The sequence below is a fragment of the Ensifer sp. Root558 genome (assembly GCF_001427045.1).
Taxonomy (GTDB): domain Bacteria; phylum Pseudomonadota; class Alphaproteobacteria; order Rhizobiales; family Rhizobiaceae; genus Ensifer; species Ensifer adhaerens.
In genome coordinates this window covers 74690-99367 of sequence record NZ_LMGC01000002.1, presented here as the reverse complement: position 1 = coordinate 99367, position 24678 = coordinate 74690, and the positions used below count along the sequence as shown (strand labels likewise).

24 protein-coding genes are annotated in these 24678 nt (G+C 63.3%); 12 read left to right on the top strand and 12 right to left on the bottom strand.

Annotated elements, in window-relative coordinates; genetic code table 11:
* The first annotated feature begins 9 nt into the window (after positions 1–9).
* Genes ASD63_RS06405 through ASD63_RS34920 form a run of 3 tightly spaced genes read left to right on the top strand, consistent with a single transcriptional unit; the run spans position 10 to position 2984 of the window.
* Positions 10–2079 (top strand): membrane protein, encoded by a 2070-nt coding sequence (locus tag ASD63_RS06405; protein ID WP_034788833.1) that lies wholly within the window; start codon positions 10–12, stop codon positions 2077–2079.
* Positions 2076–2555, top strand: coding sequence for a GNAT family N-acetyltransferase (locus ASD63_RS34925; RefSeq protein ID WP_034788837.1), 480 nt, complete (start codon positions 2076–2078; stop codon positions 2553–2555). The genes ASD63_RS06405 and ASD63_RS34925 overlap by 4 nt, the downstream gene beginning before the upstream one ends.
* A 6-nt stretch (positions 2556–2561) precedes the next feature.
* Positions 2562–2984, top strand: coding sequence for a GNAT family N-acetyltransferase (locus tag ASD63_RS34920; protein ID WP_060528888.1), 423 nt, complete (start codon positions 2562–2564; stop codon positions 2982–2984).
* A 9-nt stretch (positions 2985–2993) separates the two neighbouring features.
* Here the strand turns inward: ASD63_RS34920 and ASD63_RS06390 are convergent, their stop codons facing one another.
* On the bottom strand, positions 2994–3539 hold the full coding sequence (locus ASD63_RS06390; RefSeq protein ID WP_034788838.1) for an N-acetyltransferase: 546 nt from the start codon (positions 3537–3539) through the stop codon (positions 2994–2996).
* Between the two features lie 260 nt (positions 3540–3799).
* On the opposite strand from ASD63_RS06390, the gene ASD63_RS06385 reads away from it, so the two are divergent.
* Positions 3800–4777 carry a glutathione S-transferase family protein gene (locus ASD63_RS06385; RefSeq protein WP_034788840.1) on the top strand — a complete coding sequence of 326 codons (978 nt, stop codon included), beginning with the start codon at positions 3800–3802 and terminating at the stop codon, positions 4775–4777.
* Positions 4778–4803: 26 nt separating this feature from the next.
* On the opposite strand, the gene ASD63_RS06380 is transcribed toward ASD63_RS06385, so the two are convergent.
* Positions 4804–5271, bottom strand: coding sequence for an NUDIX domain-containing protein (locus tag ASD63_RS06380; protein ID WP_034788845.1), 468 nt, complete (start codon positions 5269–5271; stop codon positions 4804–4806).
* Positions 5272–5381: 110 nt separating this feature from the next.
* Between ASD63_RS06380 and ASD63_RS06375 the strand changes: the two genes are divergently transcribed.
* Entirely contained in the window at positions 5382–6284 is a 903-nt protein-coding gene (locus ASD63_RS06375) for a metallophosphoesterase (protein ID WP_034788848.1), read from the top strand.
* A gap of 183 nt (positions 6285–6467) precedes the next feature.
* Positions 6468–7016 (top strand): tetratricopeptide repeat protein, encoded by a 549-nt coding sequence (locus tag ASD63_RS06370; protein WP_082566327.1) that lies wholly within the window; start codon positions 6468–6470, stop codon positions 7014–7016.
* Positions 7017–7089: 73 nt separating this feature from the next.
* Here the strand turns inward: ASD63_RS06370 and ASD63_RS06365 are convergent, their stop codons facing one another.
* Positions 7090–8109 (bottom strand): DUF3313 domain-containing protein, encoded by a 1020-nt coding sequence (locus tag ASD63_RS06365; protein ID WP_082572795.1) that lies wholly within the window; start codon positions 8107–8109, stop codon positions 7090–7092.
* Between the two features lie 285 nt (positions 8110–8394).
* Between ASD63_RS06365 and ASD63_RS06360 the strand changes: the two genes are divergently transcribed.
* Both ASD63_RS06360 and ASD63_RS06355 read left to right on the top strand, forming a co-directional pair.
* Entirely contained in the window at positions 8395–8913 is a 519-nt protein-coding gene (locus ASD63_RS06360; RefSeq protein ID WP_034788854.1) for an RNA polymerase sigma factor, read from the top strand.
* Positions 8914–8916: 3 nt separating this feature from the next.
* Entirely contained in the window at positions 8917–9744 is an 828-nt protein-coding gene (locus ASD63_RS06355; protein ID WP_034788856.1) for an anti-sigma factor, read from the top strand.
* An 83-nt stretch (positions 9745–9827) separates the two neighbouring features.
* On the opposite strand, the gene leuA is transcribed toward ASD63_RS06355, so the two are convergent.
* Both leuA and ASD63_RS06345 read right to left on the bottom strand, forming a co-directional pair.
* Positions 9828–11537 carry a 2-isopropylmalate synthase gene (gene leuA, locus ASD63_RS06350; RefSeq protein WP_060528886.1) on the bottom strand — a complete coding sequence of 570 codons (1710 nt, stop codon included), beginning with the start codon at positions 11535–11537 and terminating at the stop codon, positions 9828–9830.
* A 410-nt stretch (positions 11538–11947) separates the two neighbouring features.
* Positions 11948–12532 (bottom strand): ATP-dependent Clp protease proteolytic subunit, encoded by a 585-nt coding sequence (locus tag ASD63_RS06345; RefSeq protein ID WP_034788862.1) that lies wholly within the window; start codon positions 12530–12532, stop codon positions 11948–11950.
* Positions 12533–12771: 239 nt separating this feature from the next.
* Here ASD63_RS06345 and ASD63_RS06340 point away from each other — a divergent pair, with 239 nt between their 5' ends.
* Positions 12772–13350 carry a HupE/UreJ family protein gene (locus tag ASD63_RS06340; RefSeq protein WP_034788864.1) on the top strand — a complete coding sequence of 193 codons (579 nt, stop codon included), beginning with the start codon at positions 12772–12774 and terminating at the stop codon, positions 13348–13350.
* A 12-nt stretch (positions 13351–13362) separates the two neighbouring features.
* Positions 13363–13884, top strand: a complete 522-nt coding sequence (locus tag ASD63_RS06335) for a hypothetical protein (protein ID WP_034788866.1) — start codon at positions 13363–13365, stop codon at positions 13882–13884.
* Between the two features lie 16 nt (positions 13885–13900).
* Here ASD63_RS06335 and queF read toward each other — a convergent pair whose 3' ends face one another.
* The 3 genes from queF to ASD63_RS06320 form a co-directional block, all read right to left on the bottom strand.
* Positions 13901–14365 carry a preQ(1) synthase gene (queF, locus tag ASD63_RS06330; protein ID WP_034788869.1) on the bottom strand — a complete coding sequence of 155 codons (465 nt, stop codon included), beginning with the start codon at positions 14363–14365 and terminating at the stop codon, positions 13901–13903.
* 144 nt (positions 14366–14509) lie between these two features.
* Entirely contained in the window at positions 14510–15436 is a 927-nt protein-coding gene (locus tag ASD63_RS06325; RefSeq protein WP_034788872.1) for a cation diffusion facilitator family transporter, read from the bottom strand.
* 117 nt (positions 15437–15553) lie between these two features.
* Positions 15554–17128, bottom strand: a complete 1575-nt coding sequence (locus tag ASD63_RS06320) for an MFS transporter (protein ID WP_051659140.1) — start codon at positions 17126–17128, stop codon at positions 15554–15556.
* Between the two features lie 179 nt (positions 17129–17307).
* Between ASD63_RS06320 and ASD63_RS06315 the strand changes: the two genes are divergently transcribed.
* Positions 17308–18234 (top strand): LysR substrate-binding domain-containing protein, encoded by a 927-nt coding sequence (locus ASD63_RS06315; protein WP_034788874.1) that lies wholly within the window; start codon positions 17308–17310, stop codon positions 18232–18234.
* 88 nt (positions 18235–18322) lie between these two features.
* Here ASD63_RS06315 and ASD63_RS06310 read toward each other — a convergent pair whose 3' ends face one another.
* The 3 genes from ASD63_RS06310 to ASD63_RS06305 all read right to left on the bottom strand — a co-directional run bounded on the left by ASD63_RS06310 (position 18323) and on the right by ASD63_RS06305 (position 22895).
* Complete coding sequence (locus ASD63_RS06310; RefSeq protein WP_034788877.1) at positions 18323–20512, bottom strand: anthranilate synthase; 2190 nt, start codon at positions 20510–20512, stop codon at positions 18323–18325.
* Between the two features lie 111 nt (positions 20513–20623).
* Positions 20624–20668 carry a trpE operon leader peptide TrpLE gene (gene trpLE / locus ASD63_RS35600; protein WP_178385070.1) on the bottom strand — a complete coding sequence of 15 codons (45 nt, stop codon included), beginning with the start codon at positions 20666–20668 and terminating at the stop codon, positions 20624–20626.
* A gap of 124 nt (positions 20669–20792) precedes the next feature.
* Complete coding sequence (locus ASD63_RS06305) at positions 20793–22895, bottom strand: TonB-dependent hemoglobin/transferrin/lactoferrin family receptor (RefSeq protein WP_034788880.1); 2103 nt, start codon at positions 22893–22895, stop codon at positions 20793–20795.
* Positions 22896–23191: 296 nt separating this feature from the next.
* Here ASD63_RS06305 and ASD63_RS06300 point away from each other — a divergent pair, with 296 nt between their 5' ends.
* Complete coding sequence (locus ASD63_RS06300; protein WP_034788882.1) at positions 23192–24100, top strand: extensin family protein; 909 nt, start codon at positions 23192–23194, stop codon at positions 24098–24100.
* Positions 24101–24127: 27 nt separating this feature from the next.
* On the opposite strand, the gene ASD63_RS06295 is transcribed toward ASD63_RS06300, so the two are convergent.
* Positions 24128–24580 (bottom strand): thioesterase domain-containing protein, encoded by a 453-nt coding sequence (locus ASD63_RS06295; RefSeq protein WP_034788886.1) that lies wholly within the window; start codon positions 24578–24580, stop codon positions 24128–24130.
* Between the last annotated feature and the right edge of the window lie 98 nt (positions 24581–24678).

The following is a 24678-nucleotide window of genomic DNA, read 5'->3' as shown; positions in this document are numbered from 1 at the left end:
GGCCGATCGATGACCTATGGCTTTGCCCCGCTGATCCCGTGGATCTACTTCGTCCCGCTGCTCGCAATCGCGGCGCTGTTCATCGCCTATGGCCTCTGGCAGAAGGTGCGCGGCGCCTGGCTGCGCCTGGCCGCACTCGCAGCGCTCGGACTGGCGATCGCCAACCCCTCCATTTTCGTGGAGCTGCGCGATCCGCTCTCGACCATCGTCGCCGTCGTCGTCGACCGCAGCCAGAGCCAGCGGAACGGCGACCGCACCGCGCAGACCGATCGCGCCGTCGAGGGCCTGAAGGAACGGCTGGCGGCCATACCGCTGATCGAGCCGCGGATCATCGAGGCAAACACCGATCCGGCAGATGTCTCGCCGTCGACCAATCTCTTTGGCGCGCTTGCCTCCTCGCTGTCTGACGTTCCCCCGGCGCGCATCGGCGGCGCCATTTTCGTCACCGATGGCCAGATCCACGATGTGCCCGATGTCGCTCGCGCGCTCGGTTTCGACGCGCCCGTGCACGGGCTGATCACCGGCAAGCCCGATGAATTCGACCGGCGTGTCGAACTGATCAACCCGCCGCGCTTCGGCATCGTCGGTGAGGAACAGAAGCTCTCGTTCCGGGTGGTCGACGACGGGGCGGCACCCGGCGGCAGCGCCGAAGTCACGATCCGCCTCAACGGCAACGAGATCGCCCGCGAGCGCGCCGAGCCCGGCACGGACGTCCCGTTCGCCTTCAACGTTCCGCGCGGCGGCAACAACGTGCTCGAATTCGCCGTCGATGCCGTTCCGGGCGAAGTGACGACGGCCAACAACCGCGCGGTCCACGTGCTCGACGGCATTCGCGAGAACCTGCGCGTGCTCTTGGTCTCCGGCGAGCCGCATGCCGGTGAACGCGCCTGGCGCAACCTCTTGAAATCCGATGCGGCCGTCGATCTCGTACATTTCACCATTCTGCGTCCGCAGGAAAAGCAGGACGGCACGCCGATCAACGAGCTATCGCTGATCGCCTTTCCGACGCGCGAACTCTTCGTCGACAAGATCAACGAGTTCGATCTGATCATCCTCGACCGCTACCAGCACCGCGGTCTGTTGCCGATCCTCTACTACGACAACATCGCGCAATATGTGGAGAACGGTGGCGCGCTGCTAATTGCGGCAGGTCCCGAACATGCCGGTGACGATTCGATTGCAGCGACACCGCTTGAGGCAGTGCTGCCGGCCGCGCCGACGGGCGTCATGAACGAAAAGGCCTTCTTCCCGCGCCTGTCGGAGGAAGGAAAGAAGCATCCGGTGACCCGCGGTCTGGAAGGCTCCGACAGCGAGCCGCCGCATTGGGGCCGCTGGTTCCGCACCGTGGACGTCAACCGACCGCAGGGCCATACGGTCATGGAAGCGGCCGACGGCAAACCGCTGCTGGTGCTCAACCGTGTCGGCAAGGGCCGCGTCGCCATGCTGCTCTCCGATCAGGGCTGGCTCTGGGCTCGCGGCTTCGAAGGCGGCGGACCCCACGTGTCGCTCTATCGCCGCACCGCCCATTGGCTGATGCAGGAGCCCTCGCTCGAAGAAGAGGCGCTAACGGCACGCGCGCGCGGCCGGACGCTCGAAATCACCCGCCAGACGATCGATGGCGATCCGGGTCCGGTGACGCTGGTCGCTCCCTCCGGCGGGAAGCAGGACGTCAAGCTGACCGAACGCCAGCCGGGCCTCTACTCGGCCGAAGTCGCCACCACGGAAACCGGGCTCTTCGAGATGTCGAACGGCGACCTCACGGCTCTTGCCCATGTCGGCGACCCCAACGCTCCGGAATTCAAGGCCGCGATCTCGACCGAGGACAAGCTGCGTCCCTGGGCGGAAAAGACCAAGGGCATCGTGCGGCGCCTCGCAAGTGCCGATGGACCGCTCGACCTGCCCACGGTTCTGCCGGTCAGGGGCTCGATCCGAGCGGCAGACGACCAGCGGCTCTCGATCCGCATGACCGACGAAACCGTGCTGAAGGGCGTCAATTCAGTGCCGCTGTTTACCGGCTTCCTTGGTCTTGCGGCGCTGCTGCTGCTGATTTCCGCCACCTGGTATCGCGAGGGACGATGAGCGACAGCAGCATGGTCGTCAGCGACCTTCGCGACGCACCACATTTCTTCGATGCCGTGGCCGACCGCGTCTGGCGCGCCTGGTGGGAACCGCATGGCTTTCCGCTGGAACACATTACCGGCCTGCTTCAGGCGAGCCTTGCCGACGGTGCCGAGCCGCTGTGTCTGGTGGCGCATGCCGGCGACCGTTTCGTCGGCACCGCCTCGGTCATCGCCTCCGATCTTGAGGAGCGACCGGATCTCACGCCGTGGGTCGCTGCCGTCTGGGTCGATCCGCCGTTCCGCGGGGCAGGTATCGGCGGCGACATCGTGCTGAAGGCAGCGCAGGCGGCGCTCGATACCGGCGCCGAAGCCGTGCATCTTTGCGCCCTCTCGGGCAAGCGCGCCTTCTACGAGCGTCTCGGCTGGCAGCTCGACGAGACGGATGTCGGCGAAGACCGCCTGGATGTCTTCAGCATGCGCCGTGTCGAAAGGTAAAGGCCGATGTTCGTCGTCACCGACGCCCCGCCGCCCGAGGCGATCGAAGCAATCGGCAACGGTCTTGCAGCCTTCAACGCCGCCGACGTCGGCCCGTCGGAGCGACGCCCCCTCGCCGTCCTTGTCGGCGGCCCCGAGGCACAGGGAGCCTGCGGCGGCCTGAACGGCTACACCGGCTGGGGCTGGCTATTCGTGCAATGGCTGTGGTTACCGGAAGATCTTCGCGGACAGGGGCTTGCCGGCAAGTTGCTCCAGGCGGCCGAGGACGAAGCGCGCAATCGCGGCTGCCACAGCGCCTGGATCGACACCTTCAACCCGCAGGCCCTGCGCGCCTACGAGCGTCAGGGCTATGCGGCCTTCGGTGAACTGCCGGATTTCCCTGTTGGCCGAACCCGGGTGTTTCTGAAGAAATCGCTCGTCGCGCGATAAGGTCCGGGATCAGACGGCCAGCGGCAACGCAATCGGCTCCGCCTGCATCAGCCTATCATCCCGCCAGGAGATAACGCCGGCAAGTCCGGCATGCACACCCTCTGCCATCGGCACGACGAGCACCCGCGCCGGGTCGACCGGCCCAGGGAACTCGAGTGCCGCGTAACGCACCTTCTCGAAGCCGAGCGGCTGGTAATAGGGCGGATCGCCGACAAGGATCACCGCGTGTGAGCCCTTGCGCCGCGCCGCCTCGACCGCGATACGCACCAGTTCCCGGCCGATGCCCTGGTTCTTGTGCGACGGCCTGACGGCGAGCGGTCCGAGCAGGTGGCCCTTGATCGAGCCCGCCATGACCGGCGTCATCCGGACCGATGCGATCGTCTCGCCATTGTCGGCGCAGATGAAGGACAGCGACCGGTCATGCGGCCCCTGCTCGCGGATGCGCGCGGCCGCCCGGGCAAACCGGCCGGGGCCGAAAGCTTCTTCGTTGATGATTTCGATGGCTGCGTCATGGGACGCGTCTTCGGTCAGATAGACGAGATCGTGCTTTTTCATGAGATCGAGAAACCAGGCATGCGAACAGACATAGGGATGGCTTCGCCCGATGAGGGCGTTGGCAGCATCAGCGTCGTCGCAGGTTTCCCGAGAACATCATCTGTGCGGATTCTTCCAGACACGAAAAAAGTTGTGAAATCGCCGATAGCAGAAATTTGCCCTCTGTCAAAGCCTAAAACGCACTGTTCCGATTTCGCCACCTATCGAATGTCGCTGGAAGCGCTATCTATTGACGCAACGATCACGAAGGAGTTTGTCCGATGGGCAGGTTGGTAGATGGCGTCTGGCAGGACGTCTGGTACGACACGGTGGCAACGAACGGCCACTTCAAGCGCAGCGCTTCGCAGTTCCGCAACTGGGTGACGGCGGACGGGTCGGCCGGCCCGAGCGGCGACGCCGGCTTCAAGGCCGAGGCCGATCGCTATCACCTCTATGTTTCGCTCGCCTGCCCATGGGCCCATCGTACACTGATCTTCCGCAAGCTGAAAAAGCTCGAGGACCTGATCTCCGTTTCCGTAGTCGATCCGCTGATGCTCACCCAGGGCTGGGAATTCAAGGACGGCGGCATCGGCACCGGCGATCATCTCTTCGGCTCGAAGGCGCTGTGGCAGGTCTATACCCGCGCCGATGCCAACTATTCCGGCCGCGTGACCGTGCCCGTCCTCTGGGACAAGAAGCAGAACACCATCGTTTCGAATGAATCCTCCGAGATCATCCGGATGTTCAACTCCGCCTTCGATGGCCTGACCGGCTCGACGCTCGATTTCTATCCGGAAGAGCTCCGCGGCGAGATCGATGCGATGAACACCGACGTCTACAACGACGTCAACAACGGCGTCTACAAGGCAGGCTTTGCCACCACGCAATCCGCCTACGAGGAAAGTGTGACGGCACTCTTTGCCCGGCTGGACAAGCTGGAAGAGCGCCTCGGCTCGCACCGTTACCTCACCGGCAGCCGCCTCACCGAGGCCGACTGGCGGCTATTCACGACGCTGGTGCGCTTCGATCCTGTCTATGTCGGCCACTTCAAGTGCAACATCCGCCGGATCGCCGACTATCCGAACCTCCAAGGGTATCTGCGGGAACTCTATCAGGTGCCGGGCGTGGCCGAGACGGTCGACATGCGCCACATCAAGGAGCACTACTACCGCAGCCACACGACCATCAACCCGACCGGCGTCGTGCCGGTGGGCCCGGTGCTCGACCTCACCGCCCCGCACGGCCGCGAGGCGCTGTAACACTGCACTGAAAGGGCAATCGATCGCTACCAGTAGCGATCGATTGCGATGCCGCCGGCAAGTTCCGCAAGCCGGCGGCGTGTTGCCGGCGTGGTGTCGTCAGGCAGCGCGTCCAGTGCGAAGAAGCCACTTTCGGAAATCTCGAGATCGGGCGTTTTCGGCGCGCTCTGGCTGACACCGTCACAGCGGTAGAAGACGACGTGGTCGCGGCGGCTCGTGCGCCTGTTGTAGTAGACCTGGATGAGCACCGGCGGCGCCGAAACTTCGAGGTTCCCCTCCTCGCGCAACTCCCGCAGCAAGCCGTCGATCGAGGCCTCGTCGCGGTCGAGCCCTCCGCCCGGCAGGTGCCAGCCCGGCAGGTAGGAGTGGCGGACGAGGAAAACGCGGCCCTCGCCATCGAAACAGGCCGCCCGCACACCCATCGTCATGCCACGCGCAACAGCGTAATAGCCATGCGCAAGCCACATCAGCAGCCGGAGATACCAGCGCCGCATCTCCGGTGGCCGATCTTGTTCCAGGCGTTTTTTCCTTCCTCGTCCCGGCCACACGCGATTCATCGGGCGACCTGATTCCCCTCGGCCGGAATATGCGCTAGACGGGGTCGATGTTCAAACTCGCCCATATTTCCGACGTCCACCTCGGGCCCTTGCCCGAGCTATCCCTCAGGGAACTCGCTTCCAAGCGCATCACCGGTTTCGTCAACTGGCACCGCAACCGCAGCCGCCATCTCTTCACCGGTACGCTCGACACCCTGCTGGCCGACATCGAGAAGAAGGATCCGGACCATCTGGCGATGACGGGCGATCTCGTCAATCTCGCCTCCTCGCTCGAGATCAAGGCGGTCACCGAATGGCTGGAGGATGCGGGCAAGCCGGAAAACATCTCCGTCGTTCCGGGCAACCACGACGCCTATGTTCCGGGCGCCTACGAGAAGACCACCCGTGCCTGGTATCCCTATATGCGCGGCGACGATGCGCCGGCGCATTGGCATGACCGGCACCGCTGCTTTCCCTACATGCGCGTGCGCGGCCCGGTGGCGCTGATCGGCTGCTCGACCGCCGTTGCGACCCCGCCCTTTGCCGCCAGCGGCTATTTCGGCCAGCGCCAGGCCCGCGCCACCGTCAATCTGCTGAGACAAGCCGGCGAAGCCGGGCTCTTTCGCATCGTTATGATCCACCATCCGCCGATCCGCGGCGCAACCTCCATGCACAAGCGCATGATCGGCATTCGCCGCTTTGCTGCGACGATCTCGTCCGGCGGCGCCGAACTCGTGATCCACGGCCACACGCACCTCAACACTGTCTATTGGCTGAAGGGCCAGCATGCCCCTGTCCCGGTTGTCGGCATCGCCTCGGCCTCGCAAGGTCCTGGCGGCCACAAGCCGCCGGCAGCCTACAACCTGTTCACCGTCGCCGGTGAAGCCGGGAACTGGCACCTGACGCGCGAGCGCTACGCCCTGAACGACGATGCCACCACGGTGTCGCTCGCCGAAACCACACGCTTCTAGGCGAACGCAGCCTCCCTCCGCAGAAAATTCATCGCCCGGCGAATAAACCCCGGCCCTGCTGCGTCATACTCCGGTCCGCCGCCGCATGGCAGCGCGCCCGCCTCTGCGCGAATGCAGGACACGCAGTCGTTTGAAACAGCGCGAGGCTTTCGCGGTCATGCGCCAGCAATGGGAGATGGCATGATGAACCACAAGAACCTCGTTTTCGCCCTGTTTGCCGCCGGGGCAACCAGCTTCATGGCGCATGCGGTGATGGCCGCCGGCGAGGATACGAGCGAACCGCCGAAGAAAACCAAGACGACCAGCGAATGCACCGACGGCAAGGTGTGGGACGCCAAGAAAAAGGCCTGCGTTGACGCCAAGAAGAGCGACCTTGGCGACGATATCCTGTTCCAGGCTGCCCGCGAACTCGCCTATGCCGGCCAGTATGAAAATTCGATCAGGGTGCTCGGCGCCGTCAAGGACCAGCAGAGCGCCCGGGTGCTCAACTACCTCGGCTATGCCAACCGCAAGGCCGGGCGCATGGAACTCGGCATGCAGTACTACAAACGCGCGCTCCAGGCTGACGAGAACTACATCCTCGCCCGCTCCTACATGGGCCAGGCGCTGATCGAACAGGGCCGCGTCGAGGAAGCGCGTGTGCAACTCGTCGAGATCCGCGACCGCGGCGGCGAAAACACCTGGGCTTACCGCGCCCTGCTGCAGTCGCTCGGCGGCGTCCGCCAGTACTGACCGGGCGGTAACATGGACGGGCGGCGCCAGGCGCCGCCCTCGATCCGACGTGCCACGGACACGCACTGGGACGCTAGGTTTTCTTCGACCCGCTTGCCGCCGGCCCGTTCTTTTTGGGCTCGCTTGCCTTGGCTGCATTTCCCTTCGCCCCGCCTGCTGAGGGACCGCTTCCCGTCGTGCCGTCAGCAATCGACTTTGCCTCGTTCTTCTTCTCCGACCATTCCGGCGGCAGGCCGAGCGCGCCGCCGGCGATGCCGCCGAGACCGGATCCCTTGCCGAACACGGCGCAATCCGGATCGGTGGGTTTGCCGGTGACGGCATAGGCAACGCTGTTCTTGACGCTCTTCATCGACGGCAGCTCAAAATCGGACTTCATCGGGTCACCCGATTTTTCGAGCAGCGCACTGAAGTCGCTTGAGAAGTCGCCTGCAAGCTCGAAGGCGTCGGCGGCCGTCGAGGCGCGGGACCCGTTGGTGAGGATGTTGGCGCCACGCGCCCATGCCAGCCCGGCGATCTGCTTGCCCATTGGGTCGAATGCCTCCGCCTCGACCGCGAGACTTCCAAGGCCGATGGGAATGCGCGGAACCGGGATCGGAGCGACGGCCGAGGTGACGGTCGACACGCCGGCGACGACTGCATTGGTCGATTTGACCTTGCTGATCACGGAGCGCACCGCCATGTCGGCGGGCTTGGAGATCGGCACGACGTCGAATTGCTCGCTCAGGGCTTCGCAGAGCGACCGGTCGATCGTCGTGGCCACCAGCTTCTTTTGCGGATCCCCGAGCTTGTCGAGATCCGCGGTGGCGGCAAAGGTCGTCGGGATCACATGCACCGTCTTGACGTTCTTGGTGGCAGCAGAATCCACCCGGTACTTCGTCTTGGTCACCATCCCGTCGCTGGCAACGAAATCCTTGTAGGACGATAGAGACCCCGTTTCCATGACCTGGGCGCTCTGGCAGGCGGCGAGCCCCGCAAACAAAGGCACCAGCGCTGCCGTGCGAATGACGGCCGCACCTCCCCGAATGCGGCGTCCGCCACAATGTCTCCCGACAAACCTGACAATACTCATGCCATTGCGATGCTGTGCGTTCATTGGCGTATCCCCGACGTCGACCTGCAGTTGTGCATGAGGTCCGGCCAGATTCGGGCCGAACTTTGACGCGATCTCCGGCCACCATTGCAGTTAACGGTAACGAAACGCGTGATTAACGGCCGCGGGCAAGCGAAAGCTTTTTGGGAAAAGGCGCCATGAAGCAGCAGAATTTGCTTTCCGTTCCGGGACTTCCCTTGCAGACTAAGGAGCAAATGTTTCATATCATCCGCTCGTGCGCAGCACGGCGAATAAATGCATGATCCGGCACGTTTCATTGGAAGAGAAATGCGTCCAGCGGCAGAAACGAAGGACTTCAGACGCGACTTGGTCAGCCTGCTGCCCAAATTGCGCCGTTTCGCGATGACGCTGACGCGTAATGCCAATGACGCCGACGACCTCGTCCAGGAAGCCTGCGAGCGCGCGATCACCCGCAGCCACCTCTGGAACGGAGAGGGCCGGCTGGAAAGCTGGGTCTACGCGATGACGCGCAATCTCTGGGTCGACGAAATCCGCAAGCGCAAGGTTCGCACCGGCAGCGGCACCGTCGATGCGCTCGGACATGACGAACTCAGCATCGAGCCGTCGGCCGAAAAAGCCGTCTACGCCAATCAGTTGCAGAAGATGATCCTGTCGATGCCCGAGGGACTGGCGAGCGTGTTCCTGCTGGTTAATGTCGAAGGCCACAGCTATCGCGAGACCGCCGATATCCTGGGCATTCCGATCGGCACAGTCATGAGCAGACTGTCGACCGCGCGCCTCAGGCTCGCGGCGATGATCTCAGAGAATACCGAAAGGAGGGCCTGACCGTTGCAACAGACAAGGGGTCAAGCGCTCGAAGTGCGCCTTTCTGCCTATATCGACGGCGAGATCGGCGAAGCTGAACGAACCGAACTCGACGCGATTCTCGCCCGCGACGAGGACGCCAAGGCGTTGTTCGAGAGGCTGAAGGCCGGCAGCAGCTTCGGCGATACCGCCTTCGAGGATTTCCTGCACGATCCCGTGCCGCTCGCTCTTGTCCGGCAAATCAAGCAGGGTCCAGGGGTCAATCCGAAGACCGAGCGGATTGCGGCAACGACGACCACTGTCCGGCACGCGCGGGTCTGGCCGCGCATGCTTGCCGCATCGGTGGCCCTGCTGCTGCTCGGCGGCGGCGCCGGCTTCATCGTCGGGACGGCGAACACCGGGAGCGAGCCGACCAAGCTCGCCGCGGCGCGTGGCTGGCTCGACGACATCGCCGACTATCACCGCATCTATTCGCGGCAGAAGGAGCATCTGGTCGAGGTCCCGGCGACAGAGGGACCGAAGATCGAGACCTGGCTTGCCGCAAGCGTCGGCGTTCCCTTCAAGGTGCCGCAGCTTTCCGGCAAGGGCCTGACCTTCGAGGGCGCCCGGCTGCTCGTCGCCAACGGCAAGCCCGTGGCGCAGCTCGTCTACCGAAGCACCGAAGGCGAAATCTTCGCGATCTGTTTCCTCAAGAACACCACCGGCCCGCAGGCGGAGCAGTTCGACGAGAGCATCCGCGACGATCTCGGCATGGTCTCCTGGCAGCGAGGCGGCGCCTCGTTCGTGCTCGTCGGCCCGTCTTCCCATGTCGGCATGCAGGACATCGCCGAAGCCGTCGCCGCGACGATCTGAGATCGACGGCATCCCCTACCCCTGAAACGAAAAGGCCGCGCCGGGTTTCCCCGACGCGGCTTCATTCGTCACGCTAAAGCGTATCAGCCGCGCTTCATCTCGAATACGCGGTTTGCCGCCGAAACGATCGCTTCGAGCGAGGCGGCAACGATGTTGGTGTTGATACCGGCGCCGAACAGCTTGCCACCCGGGTGCTCCATCTCGACATAGGCGATCGCGGCTGCGTTCGAGCCGTGCTGCAGCGAGTGCTCGGAGTAATCCGCAACCGAGAGGTCGATGCCGAGATAGATCGACAGCGCATTGATGAAGCCGTCGATCGGGCCGGTGCCCTTGCCTTCGATGCGCTTGACCTCGCCATTGTCGGTGATCTCGGCCGCCACCACGCGCACGCCCTTGTGCTCGCCCACCGGATAAGTGTGATGGTCGACGAACTTGATGCGCGCGCCCGGCTGCTCGACGTAGCGCTCGATGAAGCGCTCGTAGATGCGCTTGGACGGCAGCTCCTTGCCTTCCTCGTCGGTGATGCGCTGGATGTCCTCGCGGAACTCGACCTGGAGGTTGCGCGGCAGGTTGATGCCGTAGTCTTCCTGCAGGATGTAGGCGATGCCGCCCTTGCCCGACTGCGAGTTGATGCGGATGATCGCCTCGTAGGAGCGGCCGACGTCACGCGGATCGATCGGCAGGTACGGCACTTCCCAGAGCGGCTTGTTGGCGGTCTTGATCGCCTTCATGCCCTTGTTGATCGCATCCTGGTGCGAGCCGGAGAAGGCCGTGTAGACCAGTTCGCCGACATAAGGATGGCGCTCGGGAATGACCATCTGGTTGGAGTATTCGTAGACTTCCTTGATCCGCTCGATATCGGAGCAGTCGAGCTGCGGATCGACGCCCTGCGTGAACATGTTCAGCGCCAGCGTCACGACATCGACGTTGCCGGTGCGCTCGCCATTACCGAACAGCGTGCCTTCGACGCGGTCGGCGCCAGCCATCAGGCCCAATTCGGTGGCGGCGATGCCGGTGCCGCGGTCGTTGTGCGGGTGCAGCGAGATGATCAGGCTTTCGCGGTTGTCGAGGTTGCGGCACATCCATTCGATCTGGTCGGCATAGATGTTCGGCGTCGCCATCTCGACGGTCGAGGGCAGGTTCAGGATCAGCTTGTTGTCTGGCGTCGGCTTGACGATCTCGGTGACGGCGTTGCAGATCTCCAAGGCCACTTCGAGCTCGGTGCCGGTAAAGCTTTCCGGCGAATACTCGAAGCGGTAGCCGCCGCCGGCCTTGGCCGCCATGTCGGTGATCATCTTGGCGGCGTCGGTCGCAATCTGCTTGATGCCGCGCACGTCCTTGGCAAACACCACGCGGCGCTGCAGTTCACTCGTCGAATTGTAGAAATGCACGATCGGTTGGTGCGCGCCTTCCAGCGCTTCGAAGGTGCGGGTGATCAACTCGGGCCGGCACTGCACCAGCACCTGCAGCGACACATCCTTGGCGACATTGCCTTCCTCGATGCACCAGCGGGCAAAATCGAAATCGGTCTGCGAGGCCGAGGGGAAACCGATTTCGATTTCCTTGAAGCCCATGTCGAGCAGCAGCTGGAACATGCGGGCCTTGCGATCGTGCCCCATCGGGTCGACCAGCGACTGGTTGCCGTCACGCAGGTCGACCGAGCACCAGATCGGCGCCTTGGTGATCGTCTTCGACGGCCAGGTGCGGTCGGTGAGCGCGATCTGCGGATAGGCCTGGTACTTCACCGCCGCTTCCGGCATGCCAATCTTAACGGGATGGGATTTCTGGATCATTGCAGCTTCTCTTCATCACTGGACGTCCTGGCCGCCTTGCCATACCCGATCGGGGATCGGATTGCGATGGCTAATGCCGCGCCGAACGCGCCTTTATCCTAAAACACTTGATGGGGTCGAGGAGCATCCGCCGGCGTGGCTTTTCGGCCGCCGGGCGCTCCTCAGCGAACCCGGCAACCGCGAGTAAGGCCGAGAAGAAGAAGCGAGGCGAAGGCGCGCGACGGCGCACGATTGGTATCGTGTCCGGCGGGGATCGAGGCGATCCGATATGCGTCAGCCTTGGTCATGCTCAAAGCCTATACACGGCTTGCCAGAGTGGAGCAAGCCACGCGATGGCAAGGATCACCGCAAAAAGAAAAGGGCACCGGCGAAATGCCGATGCCCTCCAAATCCTTGACTTGCTTGCGAACTCAGATGTCCGCAGCAGACGAGATGATCCGCGAAACGAGGCCGTAGGACTTCGCTTCCTCAGCAGAAAGCCAGTAATCGCGGTCCGTGTCCTTGGCGATCTTCTCGACCGGCTGGCCGGTTGCGTCGGCGAAGATCTTGTTCAGGCGATCGTTCATCTTGATGATTTCGCGTGCCTGGATCTCGATGTCCGACGCCATGCCGCGGGTGCCGCCCGACGGTTGGTGAAGCAAGAAGCGGGTGTTCGGCAGGCAAATGCGACGCTCCTTGGGAGCGCCGACAAAGATCAGCGCGCCGGCGGAAGCGACCCAGCCGGTGCCGATGGTCCAGACCTTCGGCTTCACGAACTTGATCATGTCGTGGATGCTGTCGCCCGATTCGACATGGCCGCCCGGCGAATTGACGAAGATGCGGATGTCTTCGTCGCTGGCGGCGGCAAGCGCCACGAGCTGCGAGCAGACCTTCTGCGCCAGTTCCTGATTGATCGACCCGTAGATGAAAATCGAACGCGACTTGAAAAGGTTCGCCTCCGTTTCCTTGCCGAGCGGCAATTCGGTCTTCTTGTCGTCCTCGTCGTCGTTCATCATCCGTTTTTCTCCGGCGTCTCATGAAGTCTTCAGTCAAAGTCAGATAATGCGACTCGACCCCGAAGACAATGCAACAAACCGAAGCGGCGACAAAGCAGCAAGGTCGACTATGCTTATGGTAAAAACACCTACCGCCAAATGCCGTATAGACAGGGGGACGGAGGCCAATAAGATCGGTCGCGTCAAACACTCAAGAGTGGGGCCAGCCTCCCAGGTCCCGCCGATCCATGGGGACACGCATGAACAGACGCATCCTGATCGCCACTGCCGCGCTGATCGCCTCCGCCGCACCCGCCTTCGCCCATCTCAATCCGGCAGAGCACGGCTCGTTTGCCGCCGGCTTCTCGCATCCGCTGTTCGGACTTGACCATATCCTCGTCATGGTCGCCGTCGGCCTCTGGGCGGCGCAGATCGGCGGCCGGGCGCTCGTCGTCGTGCCGGCGGCCTTCGTCGCGATGATGGCAGCGGGCTTCGCGCTGGCGGTTGCCGGTGTCGGCCTGCCCTTCGTCGAGCCGGCGATCCTCGCCTCGGTGGTGGCACTCGGCCTGCTTGTTGCCATGGCGGTGCGGCTCGACACGGCAGCATCCGCTGCGATCGTCGGCGTCTTCGCCCTCTTCCACGGCCATGCCCATGGCGGCGAACTCGGTAGCGCCGGGGCGCTTGCCTTCTCGGTCGGCTTCATCCTCGCCACCGCCGCGCTGCACGTGGCCGGCATCGGCCTCGGCATCGCCCTTCAGCGCCTCTCCGGCGGCGGCCTGCTTGCCCGCGTCCTCGGCGGTCTCACGGCTCTAGCCGGCGCTGCCTTGATCTTCAGCTGAAATCAAACGGGCATGCAGCACGGACGAATTATCTTTCTGAACGGCACGTCGAGTGCCGGAAAGTCAACGCTGGCAAAGGCGCTCCGGGAAATCCTCCCGGAGCCCTTTTGTTACTATGCCTCCGACCAGCTTGCCGACGCCGGATTTCGGGTCCTTAGGCGCGGCATGCATCCTGGAATGCGCGGCGAACGCGCGAGGTTCTTCGACGGATTTCATCGCTCGATCGCAGCCTTCGCCGAGGCCGGCAACGACCTGATCGTCGAGCACATCGTCGAGGAGAAGAGCTGGGCCGACGATATCAGAAGGCAAACCGCGCATCTGGACATCTTCTGGGTCGGAGTGCACGCGCCCATCGAAGACCTGGAGCGTCGCGAGCGCGAGCGCGGCGACCGCACGATCGGCGAAGCCCGCTTTCACCTGAAGACGCACGATTACTGCGCCTACGACCTAGAAGTGGACACGCGCGACCCGACCGATCAGGTTGCCGCGCGCATCGTTGACGCCTGGCTCAAACGCCAGTCACTCAGGCCGTAGCGGGGGATCTCCCGCTTTAGCCGCGGCCTCGATAGGTCGGCACGCCCTGGTCGGGCAGCCACAGGCCCTCGGGCGGCTTGCCGGTCTGCCAGAAGACGTCGATCGGGATGCCGCCGCGCGGATACCAATAGGCGCCGATGCGAAGCCAGCGTGGCTGAAGCAACGACACCAGCCGTTGGGCGATCTCGATGGTGCAATCTTCGTGGAATGCGCCGTGGTTACGGAAGGAATGCAGGAACAGCTTCAGCGACTTCGATTCGACCAGCCATTCGTCCGGCACATAGTCGATCACGATATGGGCGAAATCCGGCTGGCCGGTCATCGGGCAGAGCGAGGTGAATTCCGGCGCGGTGAAACGCACCAGATAGTCCTTGCCCTTGTTGCCGCTCGGGACCCGCTCCAGCACCGCGTCTTCCGGGCTCTGCGGCAGGTCGACCTTTGCGCCCAGTTGCGAAAGGCCGGATACGTCAGTCTTGCTCATATGCCTGTTGCTCCATGAGAACATCCGCGCGTGGGTGCGGTCGACTGGCCTCTGCCCTCGTCGGCCCGCTCCGTTTGCGGCCCTTAAATCAGAACTGCCTCAAGAAGGAAACCTCGTCACGGTTGAAGTGCCGTCGACCTTGAATCAGTGGCGCCCGACCGTCGTCTTGACGCGCACACCGTGCGCCTTCTCACCTTCGGGCTCCACATGGATCGCGATCTTGGCACCGGGATGCACGTCCCGGATCGCATCCTCGATCCGGTCGCAGATGTCATGCGCCTCGCCGACCGGCATCAATTCCGGCACGACCATGTGGAAATCGACGAAGATCGCCGGACCGGCCTGACGGGTCTTCAGATCGTGCACGCCGAGCGAACCCGCGGCGTTGGCGGCGATCGCCTGTTTGATCGCGTCTTCTTCCTCACCCGAGACGGCCCGGTCCATCAGCCCGTCGATCGAGCGCGAGATCACCATCCAGCCCTGGTAAAGAATGTTGCAGGCGACAATGACGGCCAGCAGCGGATCAAGGATCGCGTAGCCGGTGGCGATCGCAAGCACGAGGCCGACGAGAACGCCGATCGAGGTGACGACGTCCGACAGGATGTGGTGGCCGTCGGCGCTGAGTGCCGGCGAGCGGTGCTTGCGGCCGGCGGTGATCAGCACATAGGCCCAGATGGCGTTGATGACGCCGGCGACGAAGTTGATCGCCAGGCCCAGAGCCGGTGCTTCCATCAACACTGGCGCCATCATTGCCGGCACCGCCTCCCAGACGATGAGCAGTGCCGCAACGACGATCAGAACGCCTTCGATAACGGCCGAGAAATACTCCGCCTTGTGGTGACCGAAGGGGTGCCCGGCGTCGGCCGGCTTGGAAGCATAGCCGATCATCAGATAGGCGATGACCGCCGCGATCACGTTGACGGTCGACTCCAGCCCGTCGGAGAGAAGCGCGATCGAGCCTGTCAGCCACCAGGCAAGCAGCTTCAGGCCGAGCACAGCGAGCGAGAGCGGTATGCCCCAGAAAGCAAGGCGGAGCACGGTGCGGTTTTCGGTTCCAGTCGTCATTGTCATTCCTCGTGCAGATGCAAACGAGTTGCAAACGCAAGCCCATTCAAACGCAAAACCGCCCGCGCGAATTTTCGCGCAGGCGGTCGATGGACAAGCATATGCTGGATTAAGCGGCGCTTGTCAAAGATTGGATCGGCCGGTTCCGGTTTCTCCGCAGGCAATCGCCTCGAAAGGCAGAGCACCGGCTTCGATCTCCGCATCACCGGCGGCCTTATCGCCCCTGCCGATGAAGAAGAATACCACGGCCGCAGTTGCGACAGTGATGCCGGTCAAAACCAGAAGCAGGACGCTGAACGCGTCGCCATAGGCCTGCAGCAGCGCGGCGTGCGATGTCTCAGGGGCAAGCTGCATCGCCGCGGGCAGATTGCCGGTGACGATGCGCTGCGCCATGGGAGCCGCAGTGGCGCCGGCTTCCGATCCGAGGTTCCAGGCCGTAAGCGCAGAGAGGATGGCGGTCACGATCGCCAGCGCAATGCCCTCCCCGGCCACGCGCGTGGTGCTGAAGATGCCCGTCGCCATCCCGGCGCGCTCCTTCGGCACGACACTGACCGCAAGCCCGTCCATCAGCCCCCAAGGCAAGCTGATGCCGAGACCGATCATCATCAGTGGTGCAAGCAGCGTGGCCGGCCCTGACCCCGCCGGAAACAGACTGAGCCAGAGGAGCCCGGCCGCCGATATCAGCAAGCCCACACCGCAGATAACCGCCGGCGTGAACCAGCGCGTCAGAAGGCCCGCCGCGATCGGCAGGATCAGAAGCGGCGCGGACATGGCGATCATCATCTGCCCGCCCGCGACGGCGCTCATGCCTTCGATACCGATGAAGCGGACCGGAAGCAGGATGAGCAGCACCACGAAGCCGTAGGCGGGGGCTGCCGCCAGCAATTGCACGCCGACAAAACGCGGATATCGAAACAGCGTCAGATCCAGCATCGGCCGCGCGACCGAACGCTCGATCCGCCAGAAGGCCAGGAAGAAGAACACCGATGCCGCGAGCATCGCGAGCACGAGCGGATGGCTCCAGCCGTTTTCCGGACCCTGCAGAATGCCGAAGGTGAGTGCGGTGAGCGCCGCCGTGAAACTTGCCGCTCCCTTCCAGTCGAGGCCAGCAGCGTCCGGATCGCGTGTTTCCCGCAGGAAGACCGCACCGAGTGCCAGAGACAGGCCGGCGAGCGCCACGACCAGGACGAAGATCGCCGGCCAGCCGAAGGCCTCGACCATCAGGCCGGAGGCGATCGGCCCAAAGGCAAGGCCGACACCGAAGCTGGCGCCGACCAGGCTGAAGGCCCGGAGCCGCTCGTTCTCGTCGAACTCCTGTGCGAGCGAAGCCATGCCGCCGGAAAAGGCGGCGGCTGCCCCAATACCCTGAAGCGCTCTCAGGGCATCGAACCATAGGATATCCCGAGCGAAGGCGAGCCCGGCCGAAAACAGCAGGAAGGCCGCAAGACCACCCAGGAACACGCGTTTGCGACCGAAACTGTCGGCAAGCGCACCGGCCGCCATCAGCGAACTGCCGAAGGTCAGCATGAAGGCGTTGGTGACCCAGTTGAGGGCAACTGGATCGGCGCCGAGGCTGCGACTGATCGACGGCAGCGCCACCGCCGGTCCGGTGAAGGTGAGCGGCATTGCCGCGGCGGCGCAACAGACCGCAAGAAGGACGAGCCGGCGCCCGCGCGGTTCTCGAATTTCGGTTCTCATTCCCCGTTCCATCCGTTCGAGCAAAGGGGATACCCGCGCAGGCCCGGTAGGACCTTGCGTCTTGAGGTCGACACTTGCCGGGTATCGATTGACGAATGCAGGATAGTTTCGACATAATTCGATGAGAACGGCATCAATGCTCCGATCATACCGGAACAAAACGCTCGAATGGAGGTAGCATGGATCGCTTGAGCGGCTTGACCGCCTTCGTCCGCACCGCCGACCTCGGCAGTTTCGTCGCCGCCGGTCGCGTGCTCGGCCTGTCCGCTTCCGCGGTCGGAAAGGCTGTTACCACTCTCGAACGAGAACTCGGCGTCCGCCTGCTGCAGCGCTCGACCCGTAGTATCCGCTTGACCGAGGAGGGACGCCTCTTTCACGAGCGCTGCCGCCGCATCCTCGATGATCTCGACGACGCCGAGGCGTCATTGGCGGACGCCGTGGCGACGCCGCGCGGTCGGCTGCGCGTCAGCGTGCCGATCGTCAGCTACCACCTGCTGTTGCCGGTGCTGCCGGAGTTCGTACGGCGTTATCCCGAAATCGAACTCGACCTCGACTTCAACGACCGCATCGTCGACCTGATCGACGAGGAAGTGGATGTCGCAATCCGCAGCGGCGTGCTGCCGGATTCACGACTGATGACGCGCGCGCTCAGGCCGTTCCAGCTTCTGCTCTGCGCTGCTCCGTCATACCTTCGAGAGCATGGCAGGCCCGAATGCCCCCGCGACCTCGAAGGACACCATGCGGTTCGTTTCCGCTTTCCCAACAGCCGCAAGCTGCAGGAATGGCCGATCACGCTGCCGCCTGAGGGAAAGGAGCCGCGCCTCAAGACCGTGCTCAACTGCAACAACATGGAAGCGCTCGGCGGCGCCGTGCTTAGCGGCCTCGGCATCGGCTGCCTGCCGGACTTTCTCGCCCGCCACCATCTTCGCGACGGCAGACTGCACACAGTGCTCGACGCCCATCTCGACGCGCCCGGACAGTTCCACCTGCTGTGGCCGTCGAACCGTCACCTCTCCCCCAAGGTCCGCGTCTTCGTCGATTTTCTGAGCGAGCGACTGTTTGCCGATCGCTGCGAGAATGTGCCGGCCATTCAGGCGGCACAGTAGGAACAGAAAGGGCCGCCTCCACGGTGGAAGCGGCACCTTGTCTTCGTCAACATCTGCTCCATCCCGGAATAGGGGATTGCCGGGCTAATCAGGCGGCCTTGATCTTGGCGCGCTTGGCGAGGTGCGCCACGACGTTCTCGATCATCCGCATGCCGGCGTCGCCGCCGAGCGTCATGATCGATTCCGGATGGAACTGCACCGCCGCCACCGGCTCCTTCGTGTGCTCGATGCCCATAATTGTGCCATCTTCGCTTTCGGCGGTGATCATGAACTCCGCGGGCAGGCTCGCCGGATCGGCAAAGATCGAATGGTAACGACCGACGGTCACTTCCTTGCCGAGGCCGGAGAAGACGATTCCGGGCTCCAGCACGCGGATGCGCGACGGCTTGCCGTGCATCGGGATCGCCAGTTGGCGGAGATCCCCGCCGTAGGCTTCGGCAAGCGCCTGCAGCCCGAGGCAGACACCGAAGATCGGCAGGTCGCGCGCCCGCGCCTTCTTGATCGTCGCCTTGCAGTCGAAATCCTTGGGATTGCCAGGTCCGGGCGAAAGCACGACGAGATCCGGCTTCACCCGATCGAAGATCTCTTCGGCCACCGGCGAGCGCACCGTCGTGACGGTCGCCCCCGTCTGGCGGAAATAGTTCGCAAGCGTATGGACGAAGCTGTCCTCGTGATCGACCAAGAGGATGTTGACGCCGGCGCCAACAGCGGCAACGTCGCGACCGGCCTTGCCGGCATTGGCGGATCTCGCATCGCGAATGGCAGCGATCATGGCGGCGGCCTTCAGTTCGGTTTCGGCTTCTTCTTCTTCCGGATTTGAATCGTAGAGCAGCGTCGCCCCTGCCCTCACCTCGGCGATACCGTCCTTGATGCGAATCGTGCGCAGCGTCAGGCCCGTGTTCATGTCGCCATTGAAGCCGACCATGCCGATCGCGCCACCATACCATGCGCGCGGGCTCTTCTCATGGCTTTCGATGAAGCGCATGGCCCAGAGCTTCGGCGCACCGGTGACGGTCACCGCCCAGGCGTGGCTGAGGAAGCCGTCGAAGGCGTCCATGTCGTCGCGCAAGCGTCCCTCAATATGGTCGACCGTATGGATCAGGCGCGAATACATCTCGATCTGGCGGCGGCCGATGACCTTGACCGAGCCCGGCACGCAGACCCGGCTCTTGTCGTTGCGGTCGACGTCCGAGCACATGGTGAGTTCGGATTCGTCCTTCTTGGAGTTCAACAGCTTCAGGATCTGCTCGCTGTCGGCGATCGGATCGTCGCCGCGCTTGATCGTGCCCGAGATCGGGCAGGTCTCGATGCGGCGGCCGGAAACACGCACGAACATTTCCGGAGATGCCCCGACGAGATATTCTTGGTTGCCGAGATTGATGAAGAAGGAATAGGGCGACGGATTGATCGCCTTCAGCCGGTTGGAAATCTCCGACGGCTTGCTCTCGCAACGCTCGAAGAATTTCTGGCCGGGCACCACTTCGAAAAGGTCGCCGCGGCGGAAGCTCTCCTTCGCCTTGACGACGAGTTCGGCATATTCGCCCGGGTGATGGTCGCCATGCGGCGGAATGCTGTCGACGGTCTTGAAGGGTTCGCTGGCGATCTCTTCCGCCTTGCCCTCGGTGGTCTTGCCGTCCTTAGCGAAATCGTAGCGGTCGATCCAGGCCTTGGCGGCATAGTGGTCGACGACGAGGATTTCATCCGGCAGGAACAGCACCATGTCGCGCTGGTCGTCGGGACGCTTCAGCTTCAGGTCGATCGCATCGAACTGGAAGGCGAGATCGTAGCCGAAGGCACCGTAGAGCCCGAGGCTCGCATCCTCGGCCGAATGGAAAAGATTGGTGACGGCGCGCAGCACGCTGAACACCGTCGGCATCTTCGAGCGCTCTTCTTCCGTGAAGACGCGATCCGGCGCGTTGATCGTCAGGTCGAGGCGACGGCTGGTCGAAGCGCCGAGCGTGATGTCGGCGACGGTCTTCAGATGCTCGGCGATGATCGCAAGCAGCACTTCGCCGCGGCCGTTATAGGCTTCAATCCAGAGCGAGCGGCCGAAGGAGGAGATGCCGAGCGGCGGGTCGACGACAGCCGTGTCCCAACGAGTGTAGCGGCCGGGATATTCGTAGTTGGAGGAGAACACTGCACCGCGGCGTTCGTCGAGCTTGTCCACATAGCTCGCGATCGCCTGGCCATAGGACGCTTCCCGCCGCCGGCGCGTCACCGTAATGCCGCCCTTGGTGGTGTAGCTCTCCGAGCCGTCCTCGAGAATTACCGTTGCCATTCGCCTCGCTCCGTAAAAGCCCGGTCCTTGAGCGGCCTGGATACAAAAAAGCCGCCTCGAAATCTCCGGGCGGCTTCATCTCTCAATCACGCATGACTGGTCAAGGCCGCTTCAGCGAGCCCACCACCAGATCGAAATGTTGCGTGCGTTTTCCATGGGCGAAAGTGTTAGCTCGGGTTGCGGACTTGCGCAAGCGGGAAAGCGGCGCGCATCGTCACGGTTGCGCCAAAAAAAGAGGCGGCCCCAAAGAGCCGCCCCGACTGGAATTGATCTGATCCTATCAGAACTTCGCCTTCGCCGTCACCAGGAAGGTGCGGCCGCGGCCGGTATCGATCGTGCTTCCGGCAATGGTGCTCGAAGACGGCGTATAGGTCTTGTCGAACAGGTTCGTGACCTGAGCCGTGACTTCAAAGCCGTTTTCGAACTTGTAGTTGGCGAAGAGATCGACGAGACCGTAGCCCGGAACGTTCGGCGGCGTACGATTGATTTCGCCGACAAACGCGTTCGAAACGGCGTAGAGGCGCGTACCGACCGTCAGGCGCTGGTCTTCGAGGAACCGGGCGCCAAGCGTTGCGCTGACAATGTTTTCAGGCAGGTAGCTCTGCACGCCGAAACCATTGATCTGCGACGGCAGATCGCTCTCGGTGTAGGTGTAGGCAAGGTCGCCGAAGACGTATCCGGCGTCATACGCCGCCTGCAACTCGAAACCCTGGACCGTCGAGATCCCGGGATTGTTGACGAAGAAGATCTGACGACCGCCGTTGAGCATCGCTGCGGTGATGTAGTTGTCGACGCGGTTATGGAAGTAGTTGGCCTTGACCCGCAGGCTGTCGCTGGGATCGAGCAGCCCGTCGAAGGCGAAGTTCGCACCGATTTCCCAGCCCTTGGAGGTCTCCGGCTCAAGAAATGGATTGGGGAAGAACGACTGGCCCGACGGTCCCGGATGTGTGCCGCCGGCGAAGGTCTCGTTGACCGTCGGCGAACGCGAGGTTTCCGCGTATGTAACGTATGGCTGGAACCACTCCGTCGGGTTGAGCGCGACCGTGATGCTCGGGTTGAGGCGACCTTCGGACTTATCGACGGTGTAAGGGCCGGCCGGCAGACCGATCGGGTTGCCGGCAACGACAGCGCCGGAGCCATCGAGGCTGAAGTGATCCCATCTCAGGCCTGCCGTCAGATCCAGCATGCCATAGGTGAAGGTCGTATTGCTGAAGACGCCGGTGGTGGCATTGGTGCCGCTGCCGTTGACGCCGGCCCCCGGCCGGGCCGTGCTGTTGATGACATCGTAGTCGTCGCGGAAATACTCGACGCCGTAGTTCGCCTTGACGGCAACGTCGCCAAGGTCGAACAGAGAGGTGTTCGAGATGTCAAAGCCCTTACCCGTGTCGGTGATGCGCCGACCGGCCGCCGTGCCGCCACCGCGAATGTCGGTGTCGTACTTCATCTTTAGCCGGTTCCAGTAGGCGTTCGCACGGAAATCGATGAGTTCGTTGTCCGGCGTGTAGGAATAGCTTGCAGAAACCGTCTGGTTCTTCACGTTCTGGAAGTAGGAGTTCGCGAAGAAGTCGTTGTCATAGGTGAGGCCGGTGAGCTTGAAGGTGTGATCCTTGTCCGGCGTCACTTCGAACTTCAACAGGCCCGACAGAAGGTCTTCCTCGGTGAAGGGTACCTCGACCCCGTTGCCGTTGTCATAGTTGCCGGGATCAGCCTTGCTGATGCCGCCGAGCACGGAGAAGACGTCATTGAAACGGTAAGCGCCGATCAGTGATTCCGACCAGCCGGCACCGTTTGTGCCGTACGTAGCCGAAGCAATGCCACCGTAGTTCTTGCCGTCCTGGATCAGGTCTTCGACATCATAGGTCCGGAAGTTGACCGAACCGGCCAGTGCACCGCCGCCAACCCCGGTCACGGCGCCGCGGGTCACATCGATTTCGGAAAGGAATGCCGGATCGAAATAGGCAAAACCCTGGGCTTCGTGGCCGGTGAAGCGGAAGTTCTGGCGCACGCCGTCGATCATCATGTTGACGCGGCCGGAACCCTCGAAACCGCGGATGTTGACCGCGACGCCCGGGTTTTGCGGGTTGTTCGCGGTCGAGGTGCCGGGAACGCTGCGCAACAGGTCGTCAGTCTCTTGCCCCGATTGCAGATCGATCTGGTCCGTCGTGACGACGCTGACGGGGCCGGGCTTGGCATAGGGGTCAGCGGTGCGCCCGCCCTTGGCAACGATCGGCGAGAGGTAAGTTTCGCCCTTCTTTGTCTCCTCGGCCTTCTCTTCCGACTTAGCCTGGGTTGTTGCGCTTTGCGCGAATGCGACGGTAGCGACTGAAATTGCAAGAGTTGTCGTGCAAGCCAAAAGAGCCAGGCGACGATGCCGGGTGAGCATGGACCAATCCTTTGATTTTCGGAGGCCGGGCTTGCTGTTGAGCGGCAAACTCAAGGGGCTGGCTGGGCGGTAGATTCTAGAGCGGCGCGACATGTCGTCGCCTCATTTAAGCCGCATAAAAAACATGAGTGTTCTTGTCAACATACAAAGGCAGTCCCCACAATTTATGGGGTCGTGCCAATTCGAGGCGTTGCTAAACTGCAACGCTTTTGCCGAAGGCCGGATGAAACCAGATCCGGTTCCGTGCGTTCCCTCCCTTCCAGGCCCCGCTGCGGGGGCAATGCGAAAGGACCCGGATGCGTCGCTCTTTTCCCTTGATCCTGCTGTCACTCCTGATCCTCACCGGCGCCAGCCTGCCGAAATCCGGACCGATCCCGCTAAAAAAGCCGCCGAGCGAGGCGGGAGAGAAAGAGGCTGCTCCCACACCCGAAGAGAAACCGGCGACGCCTACGGACGGTGGCAAGGCCGATCAGCCAGAGGTGCCGACTGGCGACGAACAGCCCGTGCCGCAGCCAAAGCCCAAGGACGGGAGTGAAGGAGCGGCGAAGGATCAAAAGCCGGCCACAGGCGAAAAGGACCAGCCCGTCGACGACAAGAAAGAGGAAAAGCCGGCACCGATCGTCTATCCGCCGGTCGAAGCAGAGGACGCCGCCGACTACGCAAAGTGTGTCGCCGACCTGAAGGCGATCGGAGCGACGTTTGTCGAAGCCAAACGCATCGACGACGGCAAGGGCTGCGGCATCGACAAGCCACTGGAGGTCACGAGCATCCTGCCCGCCGTCACACTCGCGCCTAAGGGGCTTATGCGGTGCGAAACGGCGCTGGCGCTTGCACGCTGGACCAAGGAGACCGCCCAGCCGGCCGCCGAAGTCGCCTTCGACAAGACCATCAAGATCAAGGCGCTGAACCAGGCATCGACCTATATCTGCCGCCTGCGCAACAATGCGACGACGGGCAAAATCTCCGAGCACGCCCACGGCAACGCCGTCGACATCGCGTCCTTCACGTTAAGCAACGGCGCGACGATCGCCATCCAGCCGCGCGACGAGGATGGCACCATGGACGGTGCCTTCCAGCGCGCGGTCACTGCGTCCGCCTGCCTCTACTTCAAGACTGTGCTCGACCCCGGCAGCGACGCCGCCCACGAAACCCACCTGCATCTCGACGTCATCGAGCGCCGCAACGACTACCGCTACTGCCGCTAGGAATGAGCCTCCTTGCGCTGGCGCTCGTCAGGCGTTGTCGTAGCCAAGGGCGACAAACTCGCCCTCGAAGCGACCGGCCAAGGTGTCGCCGTCGAGGAGGTCGGCAACGACCACGGCGCGCGCCCTGCCCCGACGTTCGAGCAATCGCAGAAAGCCCGGCCATTGCCCGGCATCCGCCAGCGACGAGCGTGCGGCGAAAGCGCCGGCGACCGGCTTCAGATAATCCATCCGGTTGCTCTGGATCACCAGGCGCGCCGCAACGCCGCTTTTGCGCATGCGCACATGCAGCAGCGACCAGGCCGACAGGATCGCGAGCGCCGAGGCGCTGCCGCCGAACACCGTGTCACGGTGGTTGATGTTGGGTGCAAGCGGCGCCGAGAGCAGCACATGATCGTCGCTCACCGCATCCGCGCGGACCTGCATCGCCGCTGACAGCGGGATGTGGTTATGAAGATAGGACTGGAGTTCCTCTGGCGTCATCGTGGCATCCCTGATGCGTTCCTGCGCGGATCAGTGCACGAGACCACATGTCCTGACCAGAGCAAGGCGCCTGCGTCCTGTCGTCTCCCGCAGGCCCC

What these genes read in the sequence shown, in the direction of transcription:
- ASD63_RS06405 (WP_034788833.1), top strand. Translation starts at nt 10, where the DNA reads ATGACCTATGGCTTTGCCCCGCTGATCCCGTGGATCTACTTCGTCCCG.
- ASD63_RS34925 (WP_034788837.1), top strand. Translation starts at nt 2,076, where the DNA reads ATGAGCGACAGCAGCATGGTCGTCAGCGACCTTCGCGACGCACCACAT.
- ASD63_RS34920 (WP_060528888.1), top strand. Translation starts at nt 2,562, where the DNA reads ATGTTCGTCGTCACCGACGCCCCGCCGCCCGAGGCGATCGAAGCAATC.
- ASD63_RS06390 (WP_034788838.1), bottom strand. Translation starts at nt 3,539, where the DNA reads ATGAAAAAGCACGATCTCGTCTATCTGACCGAAGACGCGTCCCATGAC.
- ASD63_RS06385 (WP_034788840.1), top strand. Translation starts at nt 3,800, where the DNA reads ATGGGCAGGTTGGTAGATGGCGTCTGGCAGGACGTCTGGTACGACACG.
- ASD63_RS06380 (WP_034788845.1), bottom strand. Translation starts at nt 5,271, where the DNA reads ATGCGGCGCTGGTATCTCCGGCTGCTGATGTGGCTTGCGCATGGCTAT.
- ASD63_RS06375 (WP_034788848.1), top strand. Translation starts at nt 5,382, where the DNA reads ATGTTCAAACTCGCCCATATTTCCGACGTCCACCTCGGGCCCTTGCCC.
- ASD63_RS06370 (WP_082566327.1), top strand. Translation starts at nt 6,468, where the DNA reads ATGAACCACAAGAACCTCGTTTTCGCCCTGTTTGCCGCCGGGGCAACC.
- ASD63_RS06365 (WP_082572795.1), bottom strand. Translation starts at nt 8,109, where the DNA reads ATGAACGCACAGCATCGCAATGGCATGAGTATTGTCAGGTTTGTCGGG.
- ASD63_RS06360 (WP_034788854.1), top strand. Translation starts at nt 8,395, where the DNA reads ATGCGTCCAGCGGCAGAAACGAAGGACTTCAGACGCGACTTGGTCAGC.
- leuA (WP_060528886.1), bottom strand. Translation starts at nt 11,537, where the DNA reads ATGATCCAGAAATCCCATCCCGTTAAGATTGGCATGCCGGAAGCGGCG.
- ASD63_RS06345 (WP_034788862.1), bottom strand. Translation starts at nt 12,532, where the DNA reads ATGATGAACGACGACGAGGACGACAAGAAGACCGAATTGCCGCTCGGC.
- ASD63_RS06340 (WP_034788864.1), top strand. Translation starts at nt 12,772, where the DNA reads ATGAACAGACGCATCCTGATCGCCACTGCCGCGCTGATCGCCTCCGCC.
- ASD63_RS06335 (WP_034788866.1), top strand. Translation starts at nt 13,363, where the DNA reads ATGCAGCACGGACGAATTATCTTTCTGAACGGCACGTCGAGTGCCGGA.
- queF (WP_034788869.1), bottom strand. Translation starts at nt 14,365, where the DNA reads ATGAGCAAGACTGACGTATCCGGCCTTTCGCAACTGGGCGCAAAGGTC.
- ASD63_RS06325 (WP_034788872.1), bottom strand. Translation starts at nt 15,436, where the DNA reads ATGACAATGACGACTGGAACCGAAAACCGCACCGTGCTCCGCCTTGCT.
- ASD63_RS06320 (WP_051659140.1), bottom strand. Translation starts at nt 17,128, where the DNA reads ATGAGAACCGAAATTCGAGAACCGCGCGGGCGCCGGCTCGTCCTTCTT.
- ASD63_RS06315 (WP_034788874.1), top strand. Translation starts at nt 17,308, where the DNA reads ATGGATCGCTTGAGCGGCTTGACCGCCTTCGTCCGCACCGCCGACCTC.
- ASD63_RS06310 (WP_034788877.1), bottom strand. Translation starts at nt 20,512, where the DNA reads ATGGCAACGGTAATTCTCGAGGACGGCTCGGAGAGCTACACCACCAAG.
- ASD63_RS06305 (WP_034788880.1), bottom strand. Translation starts at nt 22,895, where the DNA reads ATGCTCACCCGGCATCGTCGCCTGGCTCTTTTGGCTTGCACGACAACT.
- ASD63_RS06300 (WP_034788882.1), top strand. Translation starts at nt 23,192, where the DNA reads ATGCGTCGCTCTTTTCCCTTGATCCTGCTGTCACTCCTGATCCTCACC.
- ASD63_RS06295 (WP_034788886.1), bottom strand. Translation starts at nt 24,580, where the DNA reads ATGACGCCAGAGGAACTCCAGTCCTATCTTCATAACCACATCCCGCTG.